This window comes from Brevibacillus dissolubilis, from assembly GCF_006170445.1.
Lineage (GTDB): Bacteria > Bacillota > Bacilli > Brevibacillales > Brevibacillaceae > Brevibacillus_B > Brevibacillus_B dissolubilis.
In genome coordinates, this window is record NZ_VCNA01000007.1 from 170,824 (window position 1) to 190,786 (window position 19,963).

At 50.8% G+C, this 19,963-nt stretch carries 15 protein-coding genes; 9 read left to right on the top strand and 6 right to left on the bottom strand.

Features of this window, described 5'->3' with window-relative positions; all coding sequences use genetic code 11:
• Positions 1-30: 30 nt before the first annotated feature.
• From FGI41_RS14835 to FGI41_RS14850, 4 genes are read right to left on the bottom strand one after another with little or no spacing between them, the layout of a single operon-like run.
• On the bottom strand, positions 31-5,130 hold the full coding sequence (locus tag FGI41_RS14835; protein WP_139491130.1) for a glycosyltransferase: 5,100 nt from the start codon (positions 5,128-5,130) through the stop codon (positions 31-33).
• Between the two features lie 6 nt (positions 5,131-5,136).
• Positions 5,137-6,450, bottom strand: coding sequence for an ABC transporter ATP-binding protein (locus tag FGI41_RS14840; RefSeq protein ID WP_139491131.1), 1,314 nt, complete (start codon positions 6,448-6,450; stop codon positions 5,137-5,139).
• The gene (locus tag FGI41_RS14845; protein ID WP_139491132.1) at positions 6,440-7,267 is read right to left on the bottom strand and encodes an ABC transporter permease; all 828 of its coding nucleotides are present in this window, start codon (positions 7,265-7,267) and stop codon (positions 6,440-6,442) included. The genes FGI41_RS14840 and FGI41_RS14845 overlap by 11 nt, the downstream gene beginning before the upstream one ends.
• Before the next feature lie 49 nt (positions 7,268-7,316).
• Complete coding sequence (locus FGI41_RS14850) at positions 7,317-8,807, bottom strand: sugar transferase (RefSeq protein WP_176560283.1); 1,491 nt, start codon at positions 8,805-8,807, stop codon at positions 7,317-7,319.
• Between the two features lie 268 nt (positions 8,808-9,075).
• On the opposite strand from FGI41_RS14850, the gene FGI41_RS14855 reads away from it, so the two are divergent.
• The 4 genes from FGI41_RS14855 (at position 9,076) to FGI41_RS14870 (ending at position 14,982) form a co-directional block, all read left to right on the top strand.
• Positions 9,076-10,479, top strand: coding sequence for a sugar phosphate nucleotidyltransferase (locus tag FGI41_RS14855; RefSeq protein ID WP_139491134.1), 1,404 nt, complete (start codon positions 9,076-9,078; stop codon positions 10,477-10,479).
• A gap of 19 nt (positions 10,480-10,498) precedes the next feature.
• Complete coding sequence (locus FGI41_RS14860; RefSeq protein ID WP_139491135.1) at positions 10,499-12,199, top strand: phospho-sugar mutase; 1,701 nt, start codon at positions 10,499-10,501, stop codon at positions 12,197-12,199.
• A 94-nt stretch (positions 12,200-12,293) separates the two neighbouring features.
• A complete protein-coding gene (gene galU, locus FGI41_RS14865) occupies positions 12,294-13,178 on the top strand; it encodes a UTP--glucose-1-phosphate uridylyltransferase GalU (protein WP_139491136.1) in 885 nt (294 codons plus the stop codon).
• Between the two features lie 70 nt (positions 13,179-13,248).
• A complete protein-coding gene (locus FGI41_RS14870; protein ID WP_139491137.1) occupies positions 13,249-14,982 on the top strand; it encodes a phospho-sugar mutase in 1,734 nt (577 codons plus the stop codon).
• An 81-nt stretch (positions 14,983-15,063) separates the two neighbouring features.
• On the opposite strand, the gene FGI41_RS14875 is transcribed toward FGI41_RS14870, so the two are convergent.
• Positions 15,064-15,312 carry a hypothetical protein gene (locus FGI41_RS14875; RefSeq protein ID WP_139491138.1) on the bottom strand — a complete coding sequence of 83 codons (249 nt, stop codon included), beginning with the start codon at positions 15,310-15,312 and terminating at the stop codon, positions 15,064-15,066.
• Positions 15,313-15,415: 103 nt separating this feature from the next.
• Here FGI41_RS14875 and FGI41_RS14880 point away from each other — a divergent pair, with 103 nt between their 5' ends.
• Both FGI41_RS14880 and FGI41_RS25475 read left to right on the top strand, forming a co-directional pair.
• Positions 15,416-15,832: a MarR family winged helix-turn-helix transcriptional regulator gene (locus tag FGI41_RS14880; protein ID WP_139491139.1), complete on the top strand. Its 417-nt coding sequence runs from the start codon at positions 15,416-15,418 to the stop codon at positions 15,830-15,832.
• A gap of 122 nt (positions 15,833-15,954) precedes the next feature.
• Complete coding sequence (locus tag FGI41_RS25475; protein ID WP_255298474.1) at positions 15,955-16,089, top strand: VOC family protein; 135 nt, start codon at positions 15,955-15,957, stop codon at positions 16,087-16,089.
• On the opposite strand, the gene FGI41_RS14885 is transcribed toward FGI41_RS25475, so the two are convergent.
• The gene (locus FGI41_RS14885) at positions 16,059-16,802 is read right to left on the bottom strand and encodes a response regulator transcription factor (RefSeq protein ID WP_139491140.1); all 744 of its coding nucleotides are present in this window, start codon (positions 16,800-16,802) and stop codon (positions 16,059-16,061) included. The genes FGI41_RS25475 and FGI41_RS14885 overlap by 31 nt on opposite strands.
• 166 nt (positions 16,803-16,968) lie before the next feature.
• Here FGI41_RS14885 and FGI41_RS14890 point away from each other — a divergent pair, with 166 nt between their 5' ends.
• The 3 genes from FGI41_RS14890 to FGI41_RS14900 all read left to right on the top strand — a co-directional run bounded on the left by FGI41_RS14890 (position 16,969) and on the right by FGI41_RS14900 (position 19,940).
• A complete protein-coding gene (locus FGI41_RS14890; protein WP_139491141.1) occupies positions 16,969-17,901 on the top strand; it encodes an accessory Sec system S-layer assembly protein in 933 nt (310 codons plus the stop codon).
• Positions 17,902-17,978: 77 nt separating this feature from the next.
• Positions 17,979-18,926: an SLAP domain-containing protein gene (locus FGI41_RS14895; protein WP_139491142.1), complete on the top strand. Its 948-nt coding sequence runs from the start codon at positions 17,979-17,981 to the stop codon at positions 18,924-18,926.
• A gap of 30 nt (positions 18,927-18,956) precedes the next feature.
• Complete coding sequence (locus FGI41_RS14900) at positions 18,957-19,940, top strand: SLAP domain-containing protein (protein WP_139491143.1); 984 nt, start codon at positions 18,957-18,959, stop codon at positions 19,938-19,940.
• The last annotated feature ends 23 nt before the right edge of the window (positions 19,941-19,963 follow it).

Genomic DNA, 19,963 nt, shown 5'->3' on the forward strand with positions numbered 1-19,963 from the left:
GCGAAAACAGATGCAGCTCCTTCCCAATTCTTAGAGAGTGATATATTTGCGATCACGTTCTTTGAACATCACTTGCTTGGTGAGGGTTTCGTAACGCTTCACAATGTTTGTGAGGTTGTAGAGATTAAGCACCTTCTCCGTGCCTTGTTTGCCTTTTTCCTTCCAGATCTCCCGCTCTTGGTACATACGGATGATCGCTTGCTTGAGATCATCGAAATTGCGGGTATGACCATCGAGTGTGTAGGTGTAGAGGGTCTGGTCATTGAGACCGGCGACATCACCGTAAGCGTTAGGAATCAACAGCCCGATATCTTCGTTTTCGATGACGTGGCGTGCTCCACCGACATCTGTTAAGAGCAGTGGCTTACCTGCGTACATCGCTTCTGTCTTAGAGATGCTCCAGCCTTCGATGATGGATGGCATCAGGAAGACATCAGCGATTTTGAAGAGGTCTTGGTTGTCCTTGACGAATCCGGTGAAAATGATGTTTTTCTCCAGACGATAGTCACGGATGTAGCTGAGACATTTTTGATAGAAGGATTCATCAAGAGGATTGCCGCACATCAGCACTTTGATGTCCGGATAGGTTTTGACGATTTCCTTCATCACATGGATGGTGAGAAGCTGGGCTTTCCGGCCGTCGATGGAAGCTAGATTGAGCAGAACGAAATCTTGGTCAGACAAGCCGTATTCAGAACGGTAAATCTTTTGCGGCAGACTGAATTTTTCTTGGAGCCAGTCGACATTGATACCATTCGGGATGACTTCGATCTTGTGTGCCGGCAGCTTGATTCGGCGGGTAGAGTATTCTTTTACCTCGGCCGAAACGGCGATGTAGCAGGAGATATAAGGATCTTGGGCCAGCATCTCAGCCACGTTCTGTTCAGTGAACCATACATACGAGTTGTGGATGAAGTGAACGACAGGGATGTGATGAGCATAAGCCAGAGGTGCTCCATAGGTGGAGTAATGCTGGTGAACCATATGGATGTTGTGCTGTTTTAATACCTGTACGTATTCTTCTTCTTTGTTGTCGCCAAGCACAATCACAGGGATGCCCAGCTGTTCACAACGTTCTGCCACATACCCGCCGTGATGGATACAGACGATCACGGGATTAAAGAAGTTGAGGTCAATCGTTTTGAGCGTGTTGAAGATGACTTCCTCCAGCCCGCCTTTGTCCAGACCTTGTGCTTCGATCAGCAGGTTTACTTTTTCAGGGGCAAACGGTACGGCTGGTTCTTCGATCACGCCAAGCTCTTTTTTCTCAATGCCACGGGTCTGTTCATAGAAAAGATGGTTGTTGGCAAGGGATTCGAGCCAATACGCTTTGCGCTTCGGCAGATAGAGGCCGAGATATTTGTCCAGCAGAGTCGTATCTACCGGGGTATGAAGCAGTTGATCCAGATCGGAAAGCAGGCGTGTGCTGTTATGTGCTGTGATGGTGTATGGCAGACCTACAGGGGATACCGGCAGGCTGGACACCAATGGCTTGCCTGCGTGGAGCAGGGCCTTCAGACCGCGTTCTTGGCTTGCACGATCCTCGATGTTGACCGGCAACAGGTACATGTCGAAGCCGGAGAGATAGTAATATTGCAGGTCAGCCGGTTTATTTCCCAGGAAAAAGATATTTGGCAAATGACCGAGCTCCGCCTTGAAGTCCCAATCGCTTTCACCCTCGAGTCCGATCAGGACAATGTCGTAGTGCGGACGGTGCTCTGCGATGGTTTTGATCAGCTCGACGTCGATCAGGTCTTTGCGGAGTGGGCCGAAGTAGCCGATGGTTTTTTGCCCGGTTCCGTTGTAATCCCAGAGGAAGTACTTGTTGTCACGCGCTTTGCGCAGCAGGTCCCGCTCTTCAAGGCTGGTGCCAAGTACAAAGAGTTTATTGGTGATGAACTCGTCCAGATCAGCTGAATCGGAAGCAAGGTACCAATCGGCATAGGACCAATCTTGACGGAGGCTGAATGTATAGAGGTTGTCACCATACGCGGCTTTCAGCAATTGATAACCCTGTTCATCACCATCAAAAGATTCGTCTACGATCAAAATCGCCTTGGTTGCATAACGGTTTTTCAGCAGATCGTCGGTGAGACTATCCAGCTTCTGCACAGGCAGGGTCACTTCGTTCAACAGGCCAGGCTGGGCGATCAGATGCACACGTACACGGTTGGCGAGGAAGCCGCGCAGAACATCATAAAGACGTTCGTTCAGCGAGTCACCAGCGATGACAAATACATCGAACGGCAGATCGTAATAAGCTTTGCGCTCGCGGTTGTATTGAAGCAGCTTAGGGACGTTATCCCGGATGTGGCTTTTGCCGAACTTCTCACTCAGAGAATTGGAGTGAACACGGTAGTAGTAGAGGGACTCTTCGGAATCGTAGCGCTTCACGGTGAACAGCTCATTGATGCGCAGCCAGTAGTCATAGTCCTCTGTACCGACCAGGCATGGATCGTATTCACCGATGGCTTTCGCGGCATCAGCACGATACATGAAGGAAGCCCCGATAAAATTGTCCTCGATCAGACCCACCGTTCCTACTTCTGTCGGCAGGCTCATGAAGTTAGAGCCTTTTGGCACTTGGTTGTGATAACGGTGCTCGGTTCCAATCAGCGGCTGGTCATTTTCGTCGATCAGCTCATAGTTGGCATAAGTGAGGTCCACATCAGGATTGCGTCTCATGAACTCGACCAGCTTTTCGACCATGTGTGGTTTGCAGATGTTATCCGCTGACGTCCACGTATAGAGGTCACCCGTCGCATGCTCGAAGGCGTTGGTAAGTGCGCGAGGGAGCTTCTGGTTGCGTTGGGTCAGCACTTTTACCTTAGGATGGTTAAAATATTTGGCCAGGATCGGCTCGATCCCATCGGTGGAACCGTCATTGAGGACGATCAGCTCCAGATTCGGATAGGTCTGAGCCAGTACGCTTTGGATGGATTTATCCAGCATGTCAGCGTGATTATAGACGGGAAGAATCATGCTCACTTTTTCATGAGCAGGGTTCTGGAAATAAGCCGCAGGTACTTGTGTAGTTACAACAGAACCGGCTGGCTGCTGCACGGCAGGTGCGGCGTAAGCAGCAACGGCGATCTCTGCTTCTACTGGCTGTGGACGGTAGACAGGCGGGGTCGCCATTTTCTTTTCAGGGAAAACCTTATAGTAGACGTTGGAGAGAAGCGGTTTGAGCTTTTGCTTCGTCTCGGGGGATACTTTGTCCCGAAAAGAGTTAAAGCCGACTCGCAACACCTTTTTGGCCACTTTTTTCGTAAAAGAAACAGGATTCGCCATAGTAGATATAATCCTTCCGATTTTGTAAGGGGTAGATGCGTAGATGCCGTCAAGAGCATTTTTATTCCAGTTGAGTGCCTCGACATATTGGATCTGGAGCTGTTCTAAATGTTGATTACGGTCGAGAACCAGTTGCAGATGTTGATTCGTATCGGTCGTTTGTGTGTCGTTCTCGCTTAACCGGGCCATACAGTTTGCCAGTTGATCATGTGTCTCGGTTAACTTATGATTCGTCTGATGTAACTCATGATGAGCCTGGCTTAACTCGTGCTGGGTTTTTTCCAGTTCCGCCTTGGTATCAAAGAGGTGTGTCTGAAGCTCTGCGATGGTGACCGATTCCAATTGGTGCAGGTGTTCTTCAAGACGTGTGTTTTGTGTCTGTTGCAAGTGAAGCTCTTGTTGAAGGATAAGCAGTTGGTTGGTACGTTCCTGCAGATCTTGATAGTAACCGGTTTTTTCCTGTTCGCGCTGATCCGCTTCGGTTCTTAGGAGGTGGAGGGTTTCCTTGTAGGTGTTCTCCTGGGTTTGTTGGTAGTTTTGGAAGTCATGAAGATTTTGCTCCAATTGGGCTACGCGGACGAGCAGGGCGTTGTGCTGTTCGCGTTCTTTTCTGAGCTGACTGAGGAGCAGGGTGAGCTCATTGCTTCCGTCCTCCATATATTCAAACCAGGTTTCGATTCGGTTCGGATCAAGTACGTCATGTTCTGGATGATCGATGAGCAGACGCTTCAGTCTTGCATCCCAATCGGAGACGACAGGCTGATGAAGTGCGGCCGCCAGATCTTGGGTATAGGTGGAGATGATGGAGCCGATACTGGCGTTTTCGATGACCCAGTCACGCAGCGACCCAATAGCCGCACCGCTTTGCAGGGCATGCAGGGCATCACTCAGGCTACCCTCGGTACAGAGCGGCAGGTTGCGTCCGGAGAAGTTGGATTGGAAGGCATTCTGGACATTGTCCCGAGTGATCAGACCCTTGATGCCATCATAGCCGACCAAGAGGACAGGCAGGTTGAGACTGGCAGCTTCGAGTACCACACGGCCCATGCCCATCACACCGCTGTAGCCTTCACGCAAATCTTCATGAAGGGAATGGCTCTCCCCGCGCATCGTCACCCAATCGGCTTGATTCTCCTCGATCCAGGCAGTTACTTCCTCATAAGCATTCCCATGACCGAAGACGTCGATCTGTACCGGGTGACCCAGCTTTCGCATGGTCTGCATCATTTCAAAGGAACGGAGCAAGCCTTGCACCTTATCTTGGTCAAGTCGGGAGATAGCCGCCCATCTGCCGGATGTCAGATCGACATGTACAGATGCAAATTTATCCGTATCGATTGGATTCGCCAGTACCTTGGCCACGTGACGGGTATCCATCGGTTTGACCAGTTCAGAGACTTCAGGTGAGACGGTATAGACCTTAGCCGCGGTGGCAAACAGACAGGATTTCAAAAATAAACGGTAGATGGGGCCATAGAGATTGCTGAGATTGACAGGTCCATGGATGGTCACGACATAAGGGACATTCGCCATACGGGCAGCCAACGCACCGACCAGCATGCTCTCAAACGGGTGCAGATGAACGATCTCGATCTCGTTCTCTTGAATATACTGCTTGAGCTGTTCGCTGAGAGCGAGGAACTGACTCCCTCTGCGGTCGGTCCAGCCATCGAGGAACAGATAACCGGTAACCGTACCTTGTAACCCTTCTGTTCTGGCATTGGAGCCGGTCGCCAGATAAAGCTCATGTCCCTGCTTTTTCAGTTTTTCACAGTAGGTCTGAATCTGCGTCTCCAACCCACCCATGAGGTAGTTTTGGGTTACGATTAATATTCTCACGTTGGTCTACTCCTTTAGCAGGATTTGGGTAGCCAGATTGGCAATCCCCGTACCATTAATCGGATTTTCCTCCACGCGGAAGGTGAAGTGATCTGTCTTTTTATCCAGATACACCATGTCTTCACTGCCTGCTTTTTGGGCCATGGCCACAGATATGTGATACGTACCGCGCACAAGTGACAGATCGATTTGAAAAGTAACTTCCAAAGGCTGGTCTTTGTAGACGGAGATCGTCTGGTTCTTATATTTGTTGCTGGTACCAAAGACTTCGACCCCTTGGGTGGTGACGATCTTCATCCCCAGCAGGATATCTTCACAATCCGCTTTGCTTTTGAGGACACAGCGGATATTCATCTGGTCACCGACGCCATAGACGAAGGATTCCTGACCGTCCGCATCCAGCAACTGGACGGTGTCAAACCAGGCAAGACCTGTGCCGGTCTCTTCGGTGGCAGTGTTGGAAGTAGCTGCAGTTTCCCCTTCGGCTGTGACCGCTGATGCTTCTTCCTTCTTGGTTGGGGTGGAAGCTTCCGCCTTTTTGGTGGCTTGTTTCTTCTCATTCATGATCTTGAGATAGTCATTTTCGCCGGAGTAGAGCAGCTTGTGATACATATCGATCACTTTTTTCGGCTCACCATGTGCGATCAGCTTGCTTTTGTCGAGCAGGTAGACATCGGTACAGATTTGTTGAACCGTCGGCATTGAGTGGGAGACGAACAGAATCGTACATCCCTTTTTCCGCATCGTTTCCAAGTGGTTGTAGCACTTGCGCTGGAACTTCTCATCACCTACCGCGAGTGCTTCGTCTACGATCAGGATATCAGGGTCGACCAAGGTAGCGACGGCAAAAGCAAGCCGGACGAACATCCCGCTGGAGTACGTCTTCACTGGACGGTCGATGAAGTCACCGATATCAGCAAAGCTGACGATCTCGTCGAAGCGTGCTTCCATCTCTTTGCGCGGAATCCCCATGATGCTGGCGTTGAGGAACACGTTCTCGCGGCCCGTAAACTCAGGACTAAAGCCTGAGCCTAACTCCAGAAGGGCAGAGACGCGGCCTTTTACCTCGATTGTGCCGGTCGTAGGGGCGAGGACGCCTGCGATCATCTGCAACAGCGTACTTTTACCAGAACCGTTGCGACCGATCAGACCGACGGCACTTCCCCGTTTGATATCAAGCGAGATAGGTTCTAATGCAGTGAATTCCTTCACCGTGCCTTTTTGTACAAAAAAGTCTTTCAATCGGGCGAGTGGATGTTGGAACAGTTTATAGGTTTTGCTTACATTCCGAATTGAGATGACAGTATCACTAGATGACATCGGCAAACCCCTTTCTGGTCAGTTTGAACCAAGCATAGCCAAACAGGAAGATAAGCAGGGTGATGCCTGTTGTCTGCAGCCAGGAAGCCCAATCAGGCTGATTGCCCCACAGAATCGCTTGACGAATGGCCTCGATGATCGTGGAAAGCGGGTTGGCAAACATGATCTCTTGGAAGAACTCAGGAACCACGGATGCCGGATAGAAGATCGGTGTCACATAAAAGAGGATCGTCACCAGCACGCCGACAATCTGCCCGATATCGCGCACATATACCCCAAGCGATGACAGGAACAGGGCCATTCCCGTTGTCAACAGCACCAAAGGGATCAATAAAATCGGGAACAGCAGGGTGGTCAGATGCACCTCTTGGAAATAAAACAACATACCGATCATCAGCAGCAGAAAATTAATCATCGCTTGAAACATCGAAGACAACAGGGCTGAAACCGGTAGAATCTCCAGAGGGAAGACGACCTTTTTCACATAGTTAGGATTGGACAGGATAATCCCTGTCGACTTATTTACGGTTTCACTAAAAATATTGAATGAGATTAACCCGCAAAAGAGGGCCAGTGCGAATTCATAATGGTTGCTCGAGGTGGAATAGCCCCATTTTGCCTGAAAGATCACAGAGAACACATAAGTATAGATGACCAGCAGTACCAATGGATTGATGAACGCCCAGACGCTGCCTAACAGAGAGCCTCTGTATTTGCTCTGGATATCCCGTTTGGTAATTTGGCCAAGCAGATAACGATGTTGATACAGCGATGTAAACAGATGAAACGGGTTAATATAATTCAATATTTTTCGCATATGAACTCCCTTGTCTCCAGTATGGCTTTTCTCTACGAAAAAAGGTGCTTTAGTAGGCACCCTCTCCTTTTAGAACAGCTGGTATCGTACGTAACATGATTTTGAGATCGAGGAGGATGCTCCAGTTCTCAATATAGTAGAGATCCAAATCGACCCATTGTTGAAAACGCAGGTTGCTCCGCCCGCTGACTTGCCACATCCCTGTGATGCCGGGAACGACCTCCATGCGTCTCCACTCGCGATCCCCGTATTGCTCGACCTCAACAGGAAGCGGCGGACGTGGACCAACCAGGCTCATGTCACCCTTGATCACATTAAAGAGCTGAGGTAATTCGTCTATCGAATATTTCCGAATGAATTTACCCACTTTTGTCAATCGTGGATCATTTTTGATTTTGAAAACAGGACCATCCGCTTCGTTGGCGTCTTCCAGAGAGGCGAGCAGCTTCTCGGCTTCTTGAACCATCGAGCGGAATTTGTACATGTGAAACAGTTGTCCGTTCTTACCGACACGCTGTTGGCGGTAGATAAGCTCTCCCTTAGAATCCAGCTTGATTGCGATAGCCGTCACAAGGAACAGCGGGGATAAGAGAAGCACAATGATCACGGATAGGATGATATCGAAGAATCTCTTCCACACCAGGTTGATCCCCTTCATCGGAGTGCGAACCAGTGAAAAGTAGGGCATCGTGGTGATATGTCCCAACTCAATCGGAGAGCTGATGATGTTGAACATATCGGGAATGACTTTGAAGTCGACATCATATTTTCGCAATTTCTGAAACAGGTACTCGATGTATGGACGATCATCTAATGAAGTAATGATGATTTCGTCTATTTCTTCATTAATAATAGTTTGTCTGAGATCCGATGTCTTAGGTAAGACGGGAAGCCCCGACAACGAATCCTCATCAGAATCCATCACAACACCGACCACCGAGATCCCCATCTGTTTGCCGCTCTGGATTTCTTTGAGCAGGTTCTCGGTCAGAGTCCCTTCCCCGACGAGCAGTGCGCGCCGCAGCAGATGTCCCCTCTGATAGAGTTGGGAGATGACAAGCCTTCTGATCAAGCGGACTGTAAACGAGATCAGCAGATTTCCCAAGACGACGATCAGAATCACCAGACGTGAATAGACGATGATCTTGAGAAAAAAGGAGATCCCCACCGAGATGAGAACCGCATACAGCGCGGCTTTGACCGACTTGGTGTATTCATCGAAAAAGCTTGTCGCCTGCTGAACACTGTATAGCCGGTAATGCAGGATCAAGAAAAAGTTGATCAGCATAAACACGGTGTAAAACAAGGCGTATTCCCCAAAACGTGGGAGGTCCAGCCGCAACCATGGAGAAGCAATCTCAAACTCTGTCGAGATACGCCACACATAGACAAAGTAAAAAAAAGCAGAAATAAGTCCCCACTCCGCTAGCCCGAACCAAAAAGAGAGCCGTGACAGGTTGGCCTTCTTTTTCTGAACCTGTTGATTCGGTTCGGAGACAGCGTACAGCTTGGGATCAATCTGCACGGTTTTGGATTTCATGTTTTTCTCACCCGCATCGAATGTGTCTCTACTAAAGTGCGCTACCATTGTAACACAACGAATATGCATGTTCCATAAAATCAAATTGGAAATGCGGAAATTGTTGGGAGCTAGATTCACCTACCGAATCATCAGGGGGTTTGTTATACTGAACCTACGTTATGGCAAGTCATCTCCTTCGTCCTTCCTGCTGCTGGTTTTGCACAGGGGAGTGGTGCTGAGAGATTAGGATAAAACCACTCAGGTACATGAAAAGGAGAAATGATAGATGAAATTAGTGCTTTTATCAGGTGGATCGGGGAAACGTCTCTGGCCCCTGTCCAATGATGCGCGCTCGAAGCAGTTTTTGCGGGTATTGCCCACCGATCAAGATCACTTGGAATCCATGGTGCAACGGGTCTGGAATCAGCTGGGGACAGTAGGTCTGGCGGATTCTGCTGTCGTGGCGACTAGCAAGGCACAAGTAGATATGATCCAAAGCCAATTGGGCTATGAAGTACCATTGATTATCGAACCGGAGCGCCGTGACACCTTCCCGGCGATTGCCTTGGCAGCGGTATACCTGCATGATGTAGCAAACGCGAGTGCAGATGAAGCCGTGGCGGTTCTTCCGGTTGACCCTTATGTAGAGGACCGTTTTTTCAATAAAGTAAGTGAGATGGAAGCCGTATTGAATCAATCCGGAGCGGAGCTGGCCCTCATCGGTGTTACTCCGACCTATCCATCTGAGAAGTACGGCTATATCATTCCGACAACAGAAGGCACAGAGAGCTTCCTCCATGTCAGCCATTTCAAAGAAAAACCAACCGAAGCGGTGGCCCAAGAGCTGATCGGACAAAATGCATTCTGGAACTGTGGGGTATTCGCCTTCAGGCTTGGATTCCTGCTGGAGCTGCTCCGCGAAAAAGGCATCACCACCAATTACGAAGAACTGCTCGCCAACTATAAATCTCTGACCAAAAACAGCTTCGACTACGAGGTTGTAGAAAAAGCCAACAAGATTGTCATGCTCCCATACGACGGGTACTGGAAAGACCTCGGTACATGGAACACGCTGACCGAAGAGATCAAGACCCCTGTGATCGGTAAGGGAATCGTCAGCGAGGACAGCCATAACACGCACCTGATCAACGAGCTGGACATCCCTGTCACCGTGCTCGGTCTCTCCGATGTCGTAGTAGCAGCAAGTCCTGACGGTATCCTTGTCACAGATAAAATGTCCAGCCCGCGGATCAAGGAAGTCGTCAAGGACTTCGACCAACGCCCGATGTACGAGGAAAGACGCTGGGGCTGGTATCGTGTGCTTGACCATACCAAGTTCGAAGATGGGACTGAGGTACTAACAAAGAGAATTGGTGTAACAGCTGGAAAAAATTTGAGCTACCAGTTACACTATAAGCGTAGTGAAGTATGGACCATCATCAAAGGGGAAGGTGCGTTTGCCCTCGATGACCTCATCTACCATGTGAAGCCGGGAGATGTACTGAAAATTTCGGTGACCGCCAAGCACGGGATCAAAGCTCTAACTGATCTGGAATTCATTGAGGTACAGAGCGGCAGTGATCTGATCGAAGAAGACATCGTCCGTCTCTACATGACATGGGAAGAGGTCGAAGCGAATTGCCAGTTGGCAGACTCAGCTCTCCAAGAGGTGGCCGCTGCCAAGAAGTAATCTAAAGTGTGGGGTGTATATGTTGAAGGATTACCGTACAGCTTACCAACGCTGGGCTGAGTACCCGGCACTTGAGGCATCTTTGCAAAAAGAACTAGCTGGGCTGACAGATGAGAAAGAAATCGAAGACCGCTTTTATCGTCATCTGGAATTCGGTACAGGGGGTCTGCGCGGTATCATCGGTGCAGGGACCAACCGCATGAATCTGTACACCGTACGCCGGGCGACAGAAGGGCTTGCCCGTTATCTGATCAACCAAGTGGAAGGGGCACGTGAAAAAGGCGTGGTGATCGCCTGTGATTCCCGCCAGATGTCCCCTGAATTTTCGCAGGCGGCGGCAGGTGTGTTTGCCTATCACGGCATCAAGGTGTATCTGTTCTGTGAATTGCGTCCGACTCCGATGCTCTCGTTTGCTGTGCGGCATCTTCAGGCAGCTGGTGGAATCGTACTGACCGCCAGCCACAACCCGCCTGAATATAATGGATATAAAGTATATGGTGAAGATGGTGGTCAACTCCCGCCGACCGGCGCGGATGCGACCCTCGCCGAGATCGAAAAGGTAGAGGACGAGCTGTCGCTTCCTTACCTGACACTGGAAGAAGGTCAGGAAAAAGGCCTGATCCAGATGCTCGGAGAGGAAATCGACCGCCTTTACACAGAGCGCCTGCTGACTCTCTCGCTTCAGCCTGAGGCGATTAAGCAGGTAGCAGAAGACTTCCGGATCGTCTACACTCCGCTGCATGGGACAGGCAATAAGCCGGTGCGCAACATCCTGCAGGCGATGGGCTTTACCCGCGTACATGTCGTGCCGCAGCAGGAGCAGCCGGATGGATTCTTCCCGACCGTCACCTCACCGAATCCAGAGGAGCGCCAGGCATTCGAACTGGCCATCCAACTGGCCAAAGAAGTGGATGCCGACATCGTTCTCGGAACCGATCCGGATGCTGACCGCGTGGGCGTCGTGACCAAGAACCGTGAAGGCGAATACGTCATCCTCAACGGCAACCAGACCGGAGCGCTGATGCTCTACTACATCTTGGAGCAAAAGAAAGCCAAGGGATTGCTCGCAGGCAACGAAGTCATGCTCAAGACCATCGTGACATCTGAGCTTGGCCGTGCGATCGCTACTGCATACGATGTGACGACGGTTGACACCCTGACTGGCTTCAAATTCATCGGGGAAAAGATCGCGGAGTACGAGCAAAGCGGGGAGTACCGCTTCCTGTTCGGCTATGAAGAAAGCTACGGTTATCTCATCGGCGACTTTGTCCGTGACAAGGATGCAGTACAAGCTGCCATGATCGCCTCTGAGATGGCCGCCTTCTATAAATCGCAAGGCAAGACACTCTATGACGTGCTCGAAGAAGTCTATCAGAAGTTCGGCTATTACCTGGAGGACCTCTCTTCCTTTACATTCAAAGGCAAAGAGGGCCAAGAAAAGATCGCGTCCATGATGGACAATCTCCGCAACAACCCGCTAACCCACATCGGATCGGTCGAAGTGGAAGCAAGCAAAGACTACAAGCAGGGCATCGACGGCCTGCCGAAGTCTAACGTTCTCAAATACGTGCTGCGTGACGGCAGTTGGGTGGCGATTCGCCCATCTGGTACAGAGCCGAAGATCAAGTTTTATTTCAGTGCCACAGCAGAAAGCGTGGACAAGGCAGAGAGCAAGCTTCAGGAGCTCCAAGCGTTTGTTCTGAAGCTGGTAGATCAATAAGCGGATTGAGAAAGGGAGGGATTACCTCCCTTTTTTTATATAGGGAAGTGGCAGACTTCTGCTAGAATAAGAGAGAGATGAGTGAAACGGGGAGATGAATCTTATGATCAAAAAGGCGGTTATACCTGCCGCAGGTTTGGGCACACGATTTTTGCCTGCAACCAAAGCCCAACCCAAAGAAATGCTTCCAATCGTAGATAAGCCTGCGATTCAATATATTGTGGAGGAAGCGATCTCCTCCGGTATTGAAGATATCATCATTGTGACCGGACGCAACAAAAGGGCGATTGAGGACCATTTTGACCGCTCACTGGAGCTGGATCTGAAGCTGCGCGAAAAGAATGACACAGACCTGCTCAAAATCGTCGATGACCTCTCCAACCTCGTCGATATCCACTATATCCGCCAAAAGGAACCGCTCGGCTTGGGACATGCCGTCTACTGCGCACGTAAGTTCATCGGCAATGAACCGTTCGCCGTCCTGTTAGGTGATGACCTCGTACACAGCGATAAGCCCTGCCTGCAGCAGTTGATCGAAGTCTATAATCAGCAGGAAAAATCCGTGATCGGTGTACAGCGTGTCGACTGGAAGGAAACGAGAAAATACGGAATCGTCACCCCAGGAATGCAGGAAGGTACCCAGACAGAGGTTGTCGATCTGGTAGAAAAACCAAAGGCCAATCCACCGTCCAATCTTGCCGTGATGGGCCGCTATATTCTGCACCCGTCAGTCTTTGCGTATCTGGAAAAAACCGAGCCGGGAGCCAACGGGGAGATTCAACTTACCGATGCCCTGCGTCTGCTGGCCCAAGACCAAGGGATGGTCGCACTCGAATTCGAAGGCAGACGCTACGACATCGGGGACAAGCTTGGCTTCCTCGAAGCCACTGTCGATTTTGCGCTGATGCGTGATGATCTGCGGGACGGCTTGTTACAGCACCTGCAATCCATTACATCTGTAAGCAAATCTAGCGTATAAGTTCTAATACCGAAGGCCTCCTCATATCAATAGAGTAGAAAAGATTACTCTGTTGCCCGAGGAGGCCTTTATGAACGCAGTTGAACTCTACCAGCACTGGCTTACCAGTCCATATGTCGATGAAGAGACCAAGCAAGAATTACGTTCCTTGCACCATAACCCAAAAGAAGTGGAAGACCGCTTTTACAAGCAAGTCGAATTCGGTACAGGAGGGATGCGCGGGATTCTCGGAGCCGGAACCAACCGGATCAACCGCTATACCATCGGTCGTGCTACCCAAGGGTTGGCAGATTACCTGCTGAGTCTGGGAGCGGATGTAGCACGAAAAGGGGTGGTCATCGCCCATGATTCGCGCCACCAGTCTGCCGAGCTCTCGCTGGAAGCGGCTTGTATTTTGGTTGCCAATGGAATCCGTGTCTACTTGTTTGATTCTCTGCGACCGACACCAGAGCTTTCATTCGCTGTACGGGAGTTGGGGGCACAGGCTGGGATTGTCGTCACTGCGAGTCATAATCCTTCTGAATATAACGGCTATAAAGTCTATGCCGAAGACGGTTCCCAGATCGTTGCCAGCACAGCAGATGCCATCATCTCAGCGATTGCACAGGTGCAAGATTTCTCTGATGTACGCCGTCTGTCCCGTGAAGCGGCGGAAGAGACCGGACTTTTGCAGTGGATTGGTTCAGAGATTGATCAGGCTTATGTGACAAGGCTCGCTCAGATGGTGCTGAATCCTGAGCATGCCGGCGATCTTTCTATTGTATATACCCCGCTGCACGGTGCGGGCAATCTGTTGATCCAGCGCGTTTTGCGTGTGACAGGCTTTACCCAGCTGCATGTCGTGCCACAGCAGGAGCAGCCAGACCCGAATTTCTCCACGGTCCGCTATCCGAACCCGGAAGAGCGGGAAGCTTTTGCCCTTGCCATCAGGCTGGCCCGTGAGACGAATGCCGATATCATCGTAGGGACCGACCCTGACTGTGACCGCGTCGGTGCCGTCGTCCGTAACCGGGAGGGCGAGTATCAGGTGCTGACAGGTAACCAGACTGGTGCCTTGCTGCTCTCCTATCTTCTCTCTGAAAAAGCAAAGCGCGGCCTGCTCCCGACCAACGCCACCATGATCAAAACCATCGTCACCAGCAGCCTTGGTGAAGCGATTGCCACCGACTATGGCGTCAAGACAATCAACACGCTGACCGGCTTCAAATACATCGCCGAGCAGATCCGTCAGTTCGAGCGCACCTGCGACCGACAGTTTGCCTTCGGCTATGAAGAGAGCTACGGCTATCTGGCTGACACCTTCGTCCGTGAAAAGGATGCGGTGATGGCGACGCTGCTCATCTGCGAAATGGCTGCCTTTTACAAAGCGCAGGGCCAAACTCTCTACGACGCACTCCAAGACCTCTACCAACGCTATGGCTACCATCTCGAAGCATTGGAATCCCGCACCCTCACTGGAAAAGACGGTGTCGAGAGCATCCGCTCCATCATGGAGTCCTGGCGCAACCATCCACCCCTCACCATCGCTGGTCAGCAGGTGAAGGAACTGCGAGACTATGCCAGCCGGCAAGCGCTCAACCTGCTGACCCAAGAGCGCACCCCGCTGACCCTGCCCAAGGAAAATGCCCTGTTCTTCCTGCTCCAAGACGGCTCGTGGTTCTGCCTCCGTCCATCCGGCACAGAACCGAAGATCAAATTCTACTTCGCCGTCCAGGCAGACACGGAAGAGAGTGCCAAAGAGAAGCTGAGCAATCTCAGAGACGAGGTTATGAAGCGGATTGATTCTATTGAAGTAGTGACTTAGACAGAGGAGGGGCATGTCCCGTTCCGTCATATCCAAAACGGCTTTCCTAAGCAAATGGCTTCTTGCTGGAAAGCCGTTTTCCTATTCCTTCTTCACGAATCCGTCCACCTCAAAGGCAAATCTCGTCGTTCCCTCACGAAAAGGTTCCTTCATCTGTTCATTCGCCACCCGCAGATACTGAATCGCACCGTCCATCGCTGATTTGTGACTGCCATCCATGACCTGCTCACAAAAGGGACAGATTACGGTGTCCGCCTCAAACGACCAGTGATGAAGCGGGATGGTGGATGTCTGTTCACACGAGTAACAATGCAGCCGGATCATCGTCATACCAAGCCCTCCCTTTTTCCTTTAGTATACACAAGGACCAGCCCTTGACAGAAGCGCGGCACGGCTGATATCGTGAGGAAAATAACGAGGGGGGTGTCCATCCATGCAACACATCTTGTCCTATCTGAAAAATTCACAGTCGCTCCTGCGCCAGATTGAGGAGCACCTCGCCCCCTATGGTCTTACCCCGGCTCAGTTCAATATACTCGGCGTACTCTGGCAGGCAGGTGGAAAGCTGCAGCCCTCCGAATTAAGCGACCGTCTGTTGGTGACCCGGCCTACCATCACGGCATTGCTTGGCTCACTGGAGAAAAAAGGCTGGCTTCACCGTGAACGCATCCAAAGTGATGGCCGCATGCGTCTGGTCGTGCTCTCCGACGCAGGACTTGCGCTGTTGCGTGAAGTGGGCCCTGTCCATCAAGCGATGGTCGATCGCCTCTCTGCCCGGCTTACAGAGGAAGAGTGGATGACCTTGGTTGATTTAAGCAAAAAATGTAACGAACCTTTGCAAGGGGAATAACCCTGTGCTACACTTTTCACAAGAAGATAGTTAGATATCTAATTACTTAATAAAAAAAGGAGCGGACTCCCTCATGCAAATCGTTTCGGTCATCCCCCGTCTTTGTGCAGGAGGCCATCCGAATGATCGAGAACCAAGGCGGTCAGATCGTCGCACCTGTTACCGAGCGACCCACAGGACGGGTCGTCATCCTGCGGCATCCGGATGGCCATGTATGTGAGTATGTTCAGCCGGCCTTGTCTTTCTCCCATTTATAGCCTACACCCCAGATGGTCTTGATCTGGTCGAACCCGGGGATCGCTTGGAGAAATTTTTGCCTGATTTTTTTGATATGTTCGGTGACGGTCGCAGTCTCGCCCATCGGTTGTGCGCCCCAGATTTTTTCGTAGATCTGCTCGCGGGAGAAGGCTGTGCCGGGAGAGAGGGCAAGCAGGCAGACGATCTCGAACTCTTTTTGGGAAAAAGGAAGCGGAGTTCCGTCTACGAGAATGGTAAAGCCCTTCACATCAATCTGTATCGGCCCGAAGTGAAGCATCGAGTTGTCCGATCCGACACCCATGCCTGTCCCAGCGCCATTGCTGAACGGATTTCCCCGGTAGCGGCGCAGGTTGGCGGCGACACGGGCATTCAGCTCCGCGATTCCGAATGGCTTCATAATATAATCGTCGGCACCCAGCCCAAGACCGAGCACCTTATCTACTTCATTTTGCAATCCGCTCAAAAACAGAATCGGTATATCGCTCTCTCCCCGGACGATCCGGCAGACATCAAAGCCGGTCAATCGGGGCATCATAATGTCTAAAATAGCCAGGTCAACCGGTTGGGAACGAAGCACTTCCAGAGCCTCCATCCCATCACAGGCAGGGATCACGTGGTAGCCTTCCCTTGTCAAAGCCACGCTGATTACCTCAAGAACGGCGGGTTCGTTGTCCGCCACCAGGATCGTAGCAGGGCTGGATTTTTGGTTCATATTATTCACCACCAAGCATTTTGTTAAAATTGTTGAATAGTGTTAAATTCCTTATTCTTGCTCCAAGCAGGAAAACCCTTCTTTACCTGTGCATTTTGGTAAATGGCAGGTAACTATGCTATAGTGGAGGACAAATAAAAAACAATCGGGGTTAGGAGCGTTCTTTATGATTTCGTTTATCAAGAGCTTACTCGGAAAAGACAAGGAAGCCGTGAAAGAAGAGATACAGGAGGCATCCATCCTGCAGACAGAAGCAGCCGGTGAGGACACAGAAGCTGCTGCCACGGAACAACAAGCAGAGACGGCTCCGGAAACCGTCCTGTCGTTGCATCCAGACTGGGAAAATAAAGTCGATCCCACCCAGAAGTACACACTGGCCTTCATGGTCAACCAGTTGGAACCGTTGCCAGCGGGCTACATGGCCGTGCAGGGTCTCAAAATCATCCCGCATGAAGACGGCGTCGAAGTGACCGCTTTCGTGCGCAACGGTTCGGACCAGCCGCTTACGTTAGGAGAAAGAACACTCTGCATCGTCCTGCCCGATGATGTGCTGTTTGCCAGACAGTCATTCAATATGGCTGAACTCGGTGAGCTGCCACCTCACTCGGCACGACCTTGGAGCTTCGTGTTCAACCGCGATAACTTTTTGGCACATAATATCATGGTCAAGAAGTGGAAGCTGGCGTTCGAGCAGGCGCAAAAACGTCTGGTCCTCCCGCACAAGCTGGAGATGGAGGAATCCTGGCTCAAGGTACTCTCCGACGGGCAAAAACAGGCATTCATCGATCTGGCTAAGAAGCTTCCGCCGATCAACGAGGGCGAGATCAATCTCCAAAGCGTCAGCCTTCATCCACTCACCAACGGCTCTTTGCAAGTGATTGTACTGTTTCGCAATGGGACAAAACAACCTCTTTTCCTTAACAGCCTGCCATTGGCGATCAAAGACGCCCAAGGTGACGTGGTTGCGCAAAGCATGTTTGAGCTGGAAAACTTCAAGCTCGATACTGATACAAGCAAGCCTTGGCTGTTTATTTTCCCAAAAGAAGCCGTGCAGAAAGAGAATCCGGATCTGTCCCGCTGGGGAGTCTATTCTCTGTAATTTCTTGATGATTTGACCCTCTTTGACAAAAGCTTTATTATAGGGAAATAGATTTAGGGAACGGAAGGAGGATATCTATGTTTCAATTTTTGAAGAATTGGTTTCGTGGAAAAGACACGGAGGAGTTGCGGTCTGTAGATGAAATCAAACAAGACCTGTCCCAGGAATCTGTCACGTCTCCCGAGGCGGAAGGTGACCTTACATACGTTTCTGCTGAAGAAGTCAAAGTGAAAACAGCATTGTCCCTGCATCCGGTGTGGGAGCAGCAATTGGACACAGAGAAAAAATACACCCTCCGCTTTCTGCAGGAAGACCTGCCTGCGATGCATGAGGGTACGATTGGTGTAATCGGTTTCAGCTTGATTCCGGGCGAGGATGGCATCACCGTGGCTCTGTTCGTCCGCAATGCCACCCCGAATCAATTGAAGATTGAGAACGTCGGGTTGACCATTGTGCTCGATGGCAAGCCGTTTGCCCGTCAGAAGCTGAACCTGTCTGACGTAGGGAATATCCCGCCGATGTCCAGCCGTCCGTGGGAAGTCTTCTTCCCGAGAGAGACCTTCCTAAGCGACAACTTTGCCTTCAAGTCATGGAAAGTCATGCTGAATTTAGGCACCAAAACGACATACATCTGGCCGCATAATCTGGATATCGATCCGGCGATGGAAGCCCGTATGACAGACAAGCAGAAAGCCCATCTTGAGAGGTTGGCCCATAAGCTTCCAGGACTCAAGTACAATATGACGGAGATCACCGGTTTTGATATCGGGAAGACCAAAGAAGGGCATCTGGCAATCGGCCTGCTGATTCGCAATGCCCGTGACACGGTCTACTCTCCGGAAAAACTGCGGATTGAAGTCCGTGATGCCCACGATGACCTGATCGCAAAGGGTTCCGTCGATGCCAGCAAAGTGGTGGTCAAGCCCGGTACGACGAAGCCTTGGCTCGTTGTGTTCCCGGCAGATATCATCAAGAAGCCGGATGCATCACTGGACAAATGGAAACTGATTGCAACTGACAAATAAGCGCATCGTCAACCAGGAGGATGAGTACATATGAGCTGGTTATTGGAAAACTGGTTCGGTAACAAGGAAAGCTTGGAGAAAGTTCGCGAAGACGTCCAAGACTATCTGCAAACCGAGTCTTATGTAGGGATTTCCGGACTGGAAAAACCGGAAGAATCATCAAACCGGATTCCTTCGAATGAACTGGAGATGAGTCTGTTTGGCCCATGGGCCGGACGCTTGGATGAGATGGATATGGACCTGCTCCAATTTATCCATGACCAACTGCCTCCCGTTGTACGTGACGAGATCGGTGTCATACCGTTTTTCAACAACGTAACAGAAGAAGGCTATCTTGTGCTGGCATTCCTGCGCAATGCGACCAACCGTGACATTTTCATGGAAAAGCTGCCGCTGGTGCTTACCACAGTGGATGGCGAAGTGGTCGCACGCAAGACATTTGACATGATCCGATTCGGCGGACTGGCTGATATGTCGAGCCGTCCATATGATTTCTTCTTCCGTTGGGATGAGTTCACCAAGGTGCCAGAGCAGGAAGTCCTTCTGCTCCTCTCCATCGACCGTGAGAAGCATCAGCAATCCAAGCGTGCAGAAGAACTGCTTGAAATCAAAAACGGTCTGACCGAAGAAGAGGAGTCCCTGTTCAAAGCCGAAGCAGCCAAGGCTCCGACACAAGGACGTGTCGATCTGCAAGTGGTGGGTCTCACCAACGTGGAAGAGGGCGGAATCAAGGTCATCGTGTCCTTGGGCAACGGTCTGGGCAGCCGCGTGGAGATCACCGAAGTGCCGATCATCGTGCAAGATCAGGCAGGCAATCTGGTTGCCCGTGTCAACTATGGCTTGAAAAACCTCTGGGTCGAGGCTGGTCAGACCCGTCTCTACGGCTTCTATATCCCAGAAGACTCGATCCAACGGGAAAATGTCGATGCCCATCAGTGCAGCGCACATATTCCAGATGCGTCTGAGGACAGCTTTATCCCGCAACAGCCTGCACCTAAAGGCTTGATCCAATAAGGCAATCGAGACAGCAAAACCCC

Excerpts from the sequence above, each read along its gene's own strand:
- FGI41_RS14840 (WP_139491131.1), bottom strand. The coding sequence starts at position 6,450 with ATGTCATCTAGTGATACTGTCATCTCAATTCGGAATGTAAGCAAAACC.
- FGI41_RS14845 (WP_139491132.1), bottom strand. The coding sequence starts at position 7,267 with ATGCGAAAAATATTGAATTATATTAACCCGTTTCATCTGTTTACATCG.
- FGI41_RS14850 (WP_176560283.1), bottom strand. The coding sequence starts at position 8,807 with ATGAAATCCAAAACCGTGCAGATTGATCCCAAGCTGTACGCTGTCTCC.
- FGI41_RS14855 (WP_139491134.1), top strand. The coding sequence starts at position 9,076 with ATGAAATTAGTGCTTTTATCAGGTGGATCGGGGAAACGTCTCTGGCCC.
- FGI41_RS14860 (WP_139491135.1), top strand. The coding sequence starts at position 10,499 with ATGTTGAAGGATTACCGTACAGCTTACCAACGCTGGGCTGAGTACCCG.
- galU (WP_139491136.1), top strand. The coding sequence starts at position 12,294 with ATGAATCTTATGATCAAAAAGGCGGTTATACCTGCCGCAGGTTTGGGC.
- FGI41_RS14870 (WP_139491137.1), top strand. The coding sequence starts at position 13,249 with ATGAACGCAGTTGAACTCTACCAGCACTGGCTTACCAGTCCATATGTC.
- FGI41_RS14875 (WP_139491138.1), bottom strand. The coding sequence starts at position 15,312 with ATGACGATGATCCGGCTGCATTGTTACTCGTGTGAACAGACATCCACC.
- FGI41_RS14880 (WP_139491139.1), top strand. The coding sequence starts at position 15,416 with ATGCAACACATCTTGTCCTATCTGAAAAATTCACAGTCGCTCCTGCGC.
- FGI41_RS25475 (WP_255298474.1), top strand. The coding sequence starts at position 15,955 with ATGATCGAGAACCAAGGCGGTCAGATCGTCGCACCTGTTACCGAGCGA.
- FGI41_RS14885 (WP_139491140.1), bottom strand. The coding sequence starts at position 16,802 with ATGAACCAAAAATCCAGCCCTGCTACGATCCTGGTGGCGGACAACGAA.
- FGI41_RS14890 (WP_139491141.1), top strand. The coding sequence starts at position 16,969 with ATGATTTCGTTTATCAAGAGCTTACTCGGAAAAGACAAGGAAGCCGTG.
- FGI41_RS14895 (WP_139491142.1), top strand. The coding sequence starts at position 17,979 with ATGTTTCAATTTTTGAAGAATTGGTTTCGTGGAAAAGACACGGAGGAG.
- FGI41_RS14900 (WP_139491143.1), top strand. The coding sequence starts at position 18,957 with ATGAGCTGGTTATTGGAAAACTGGTTCGGTAACAAGGAAAGCTTGGAG.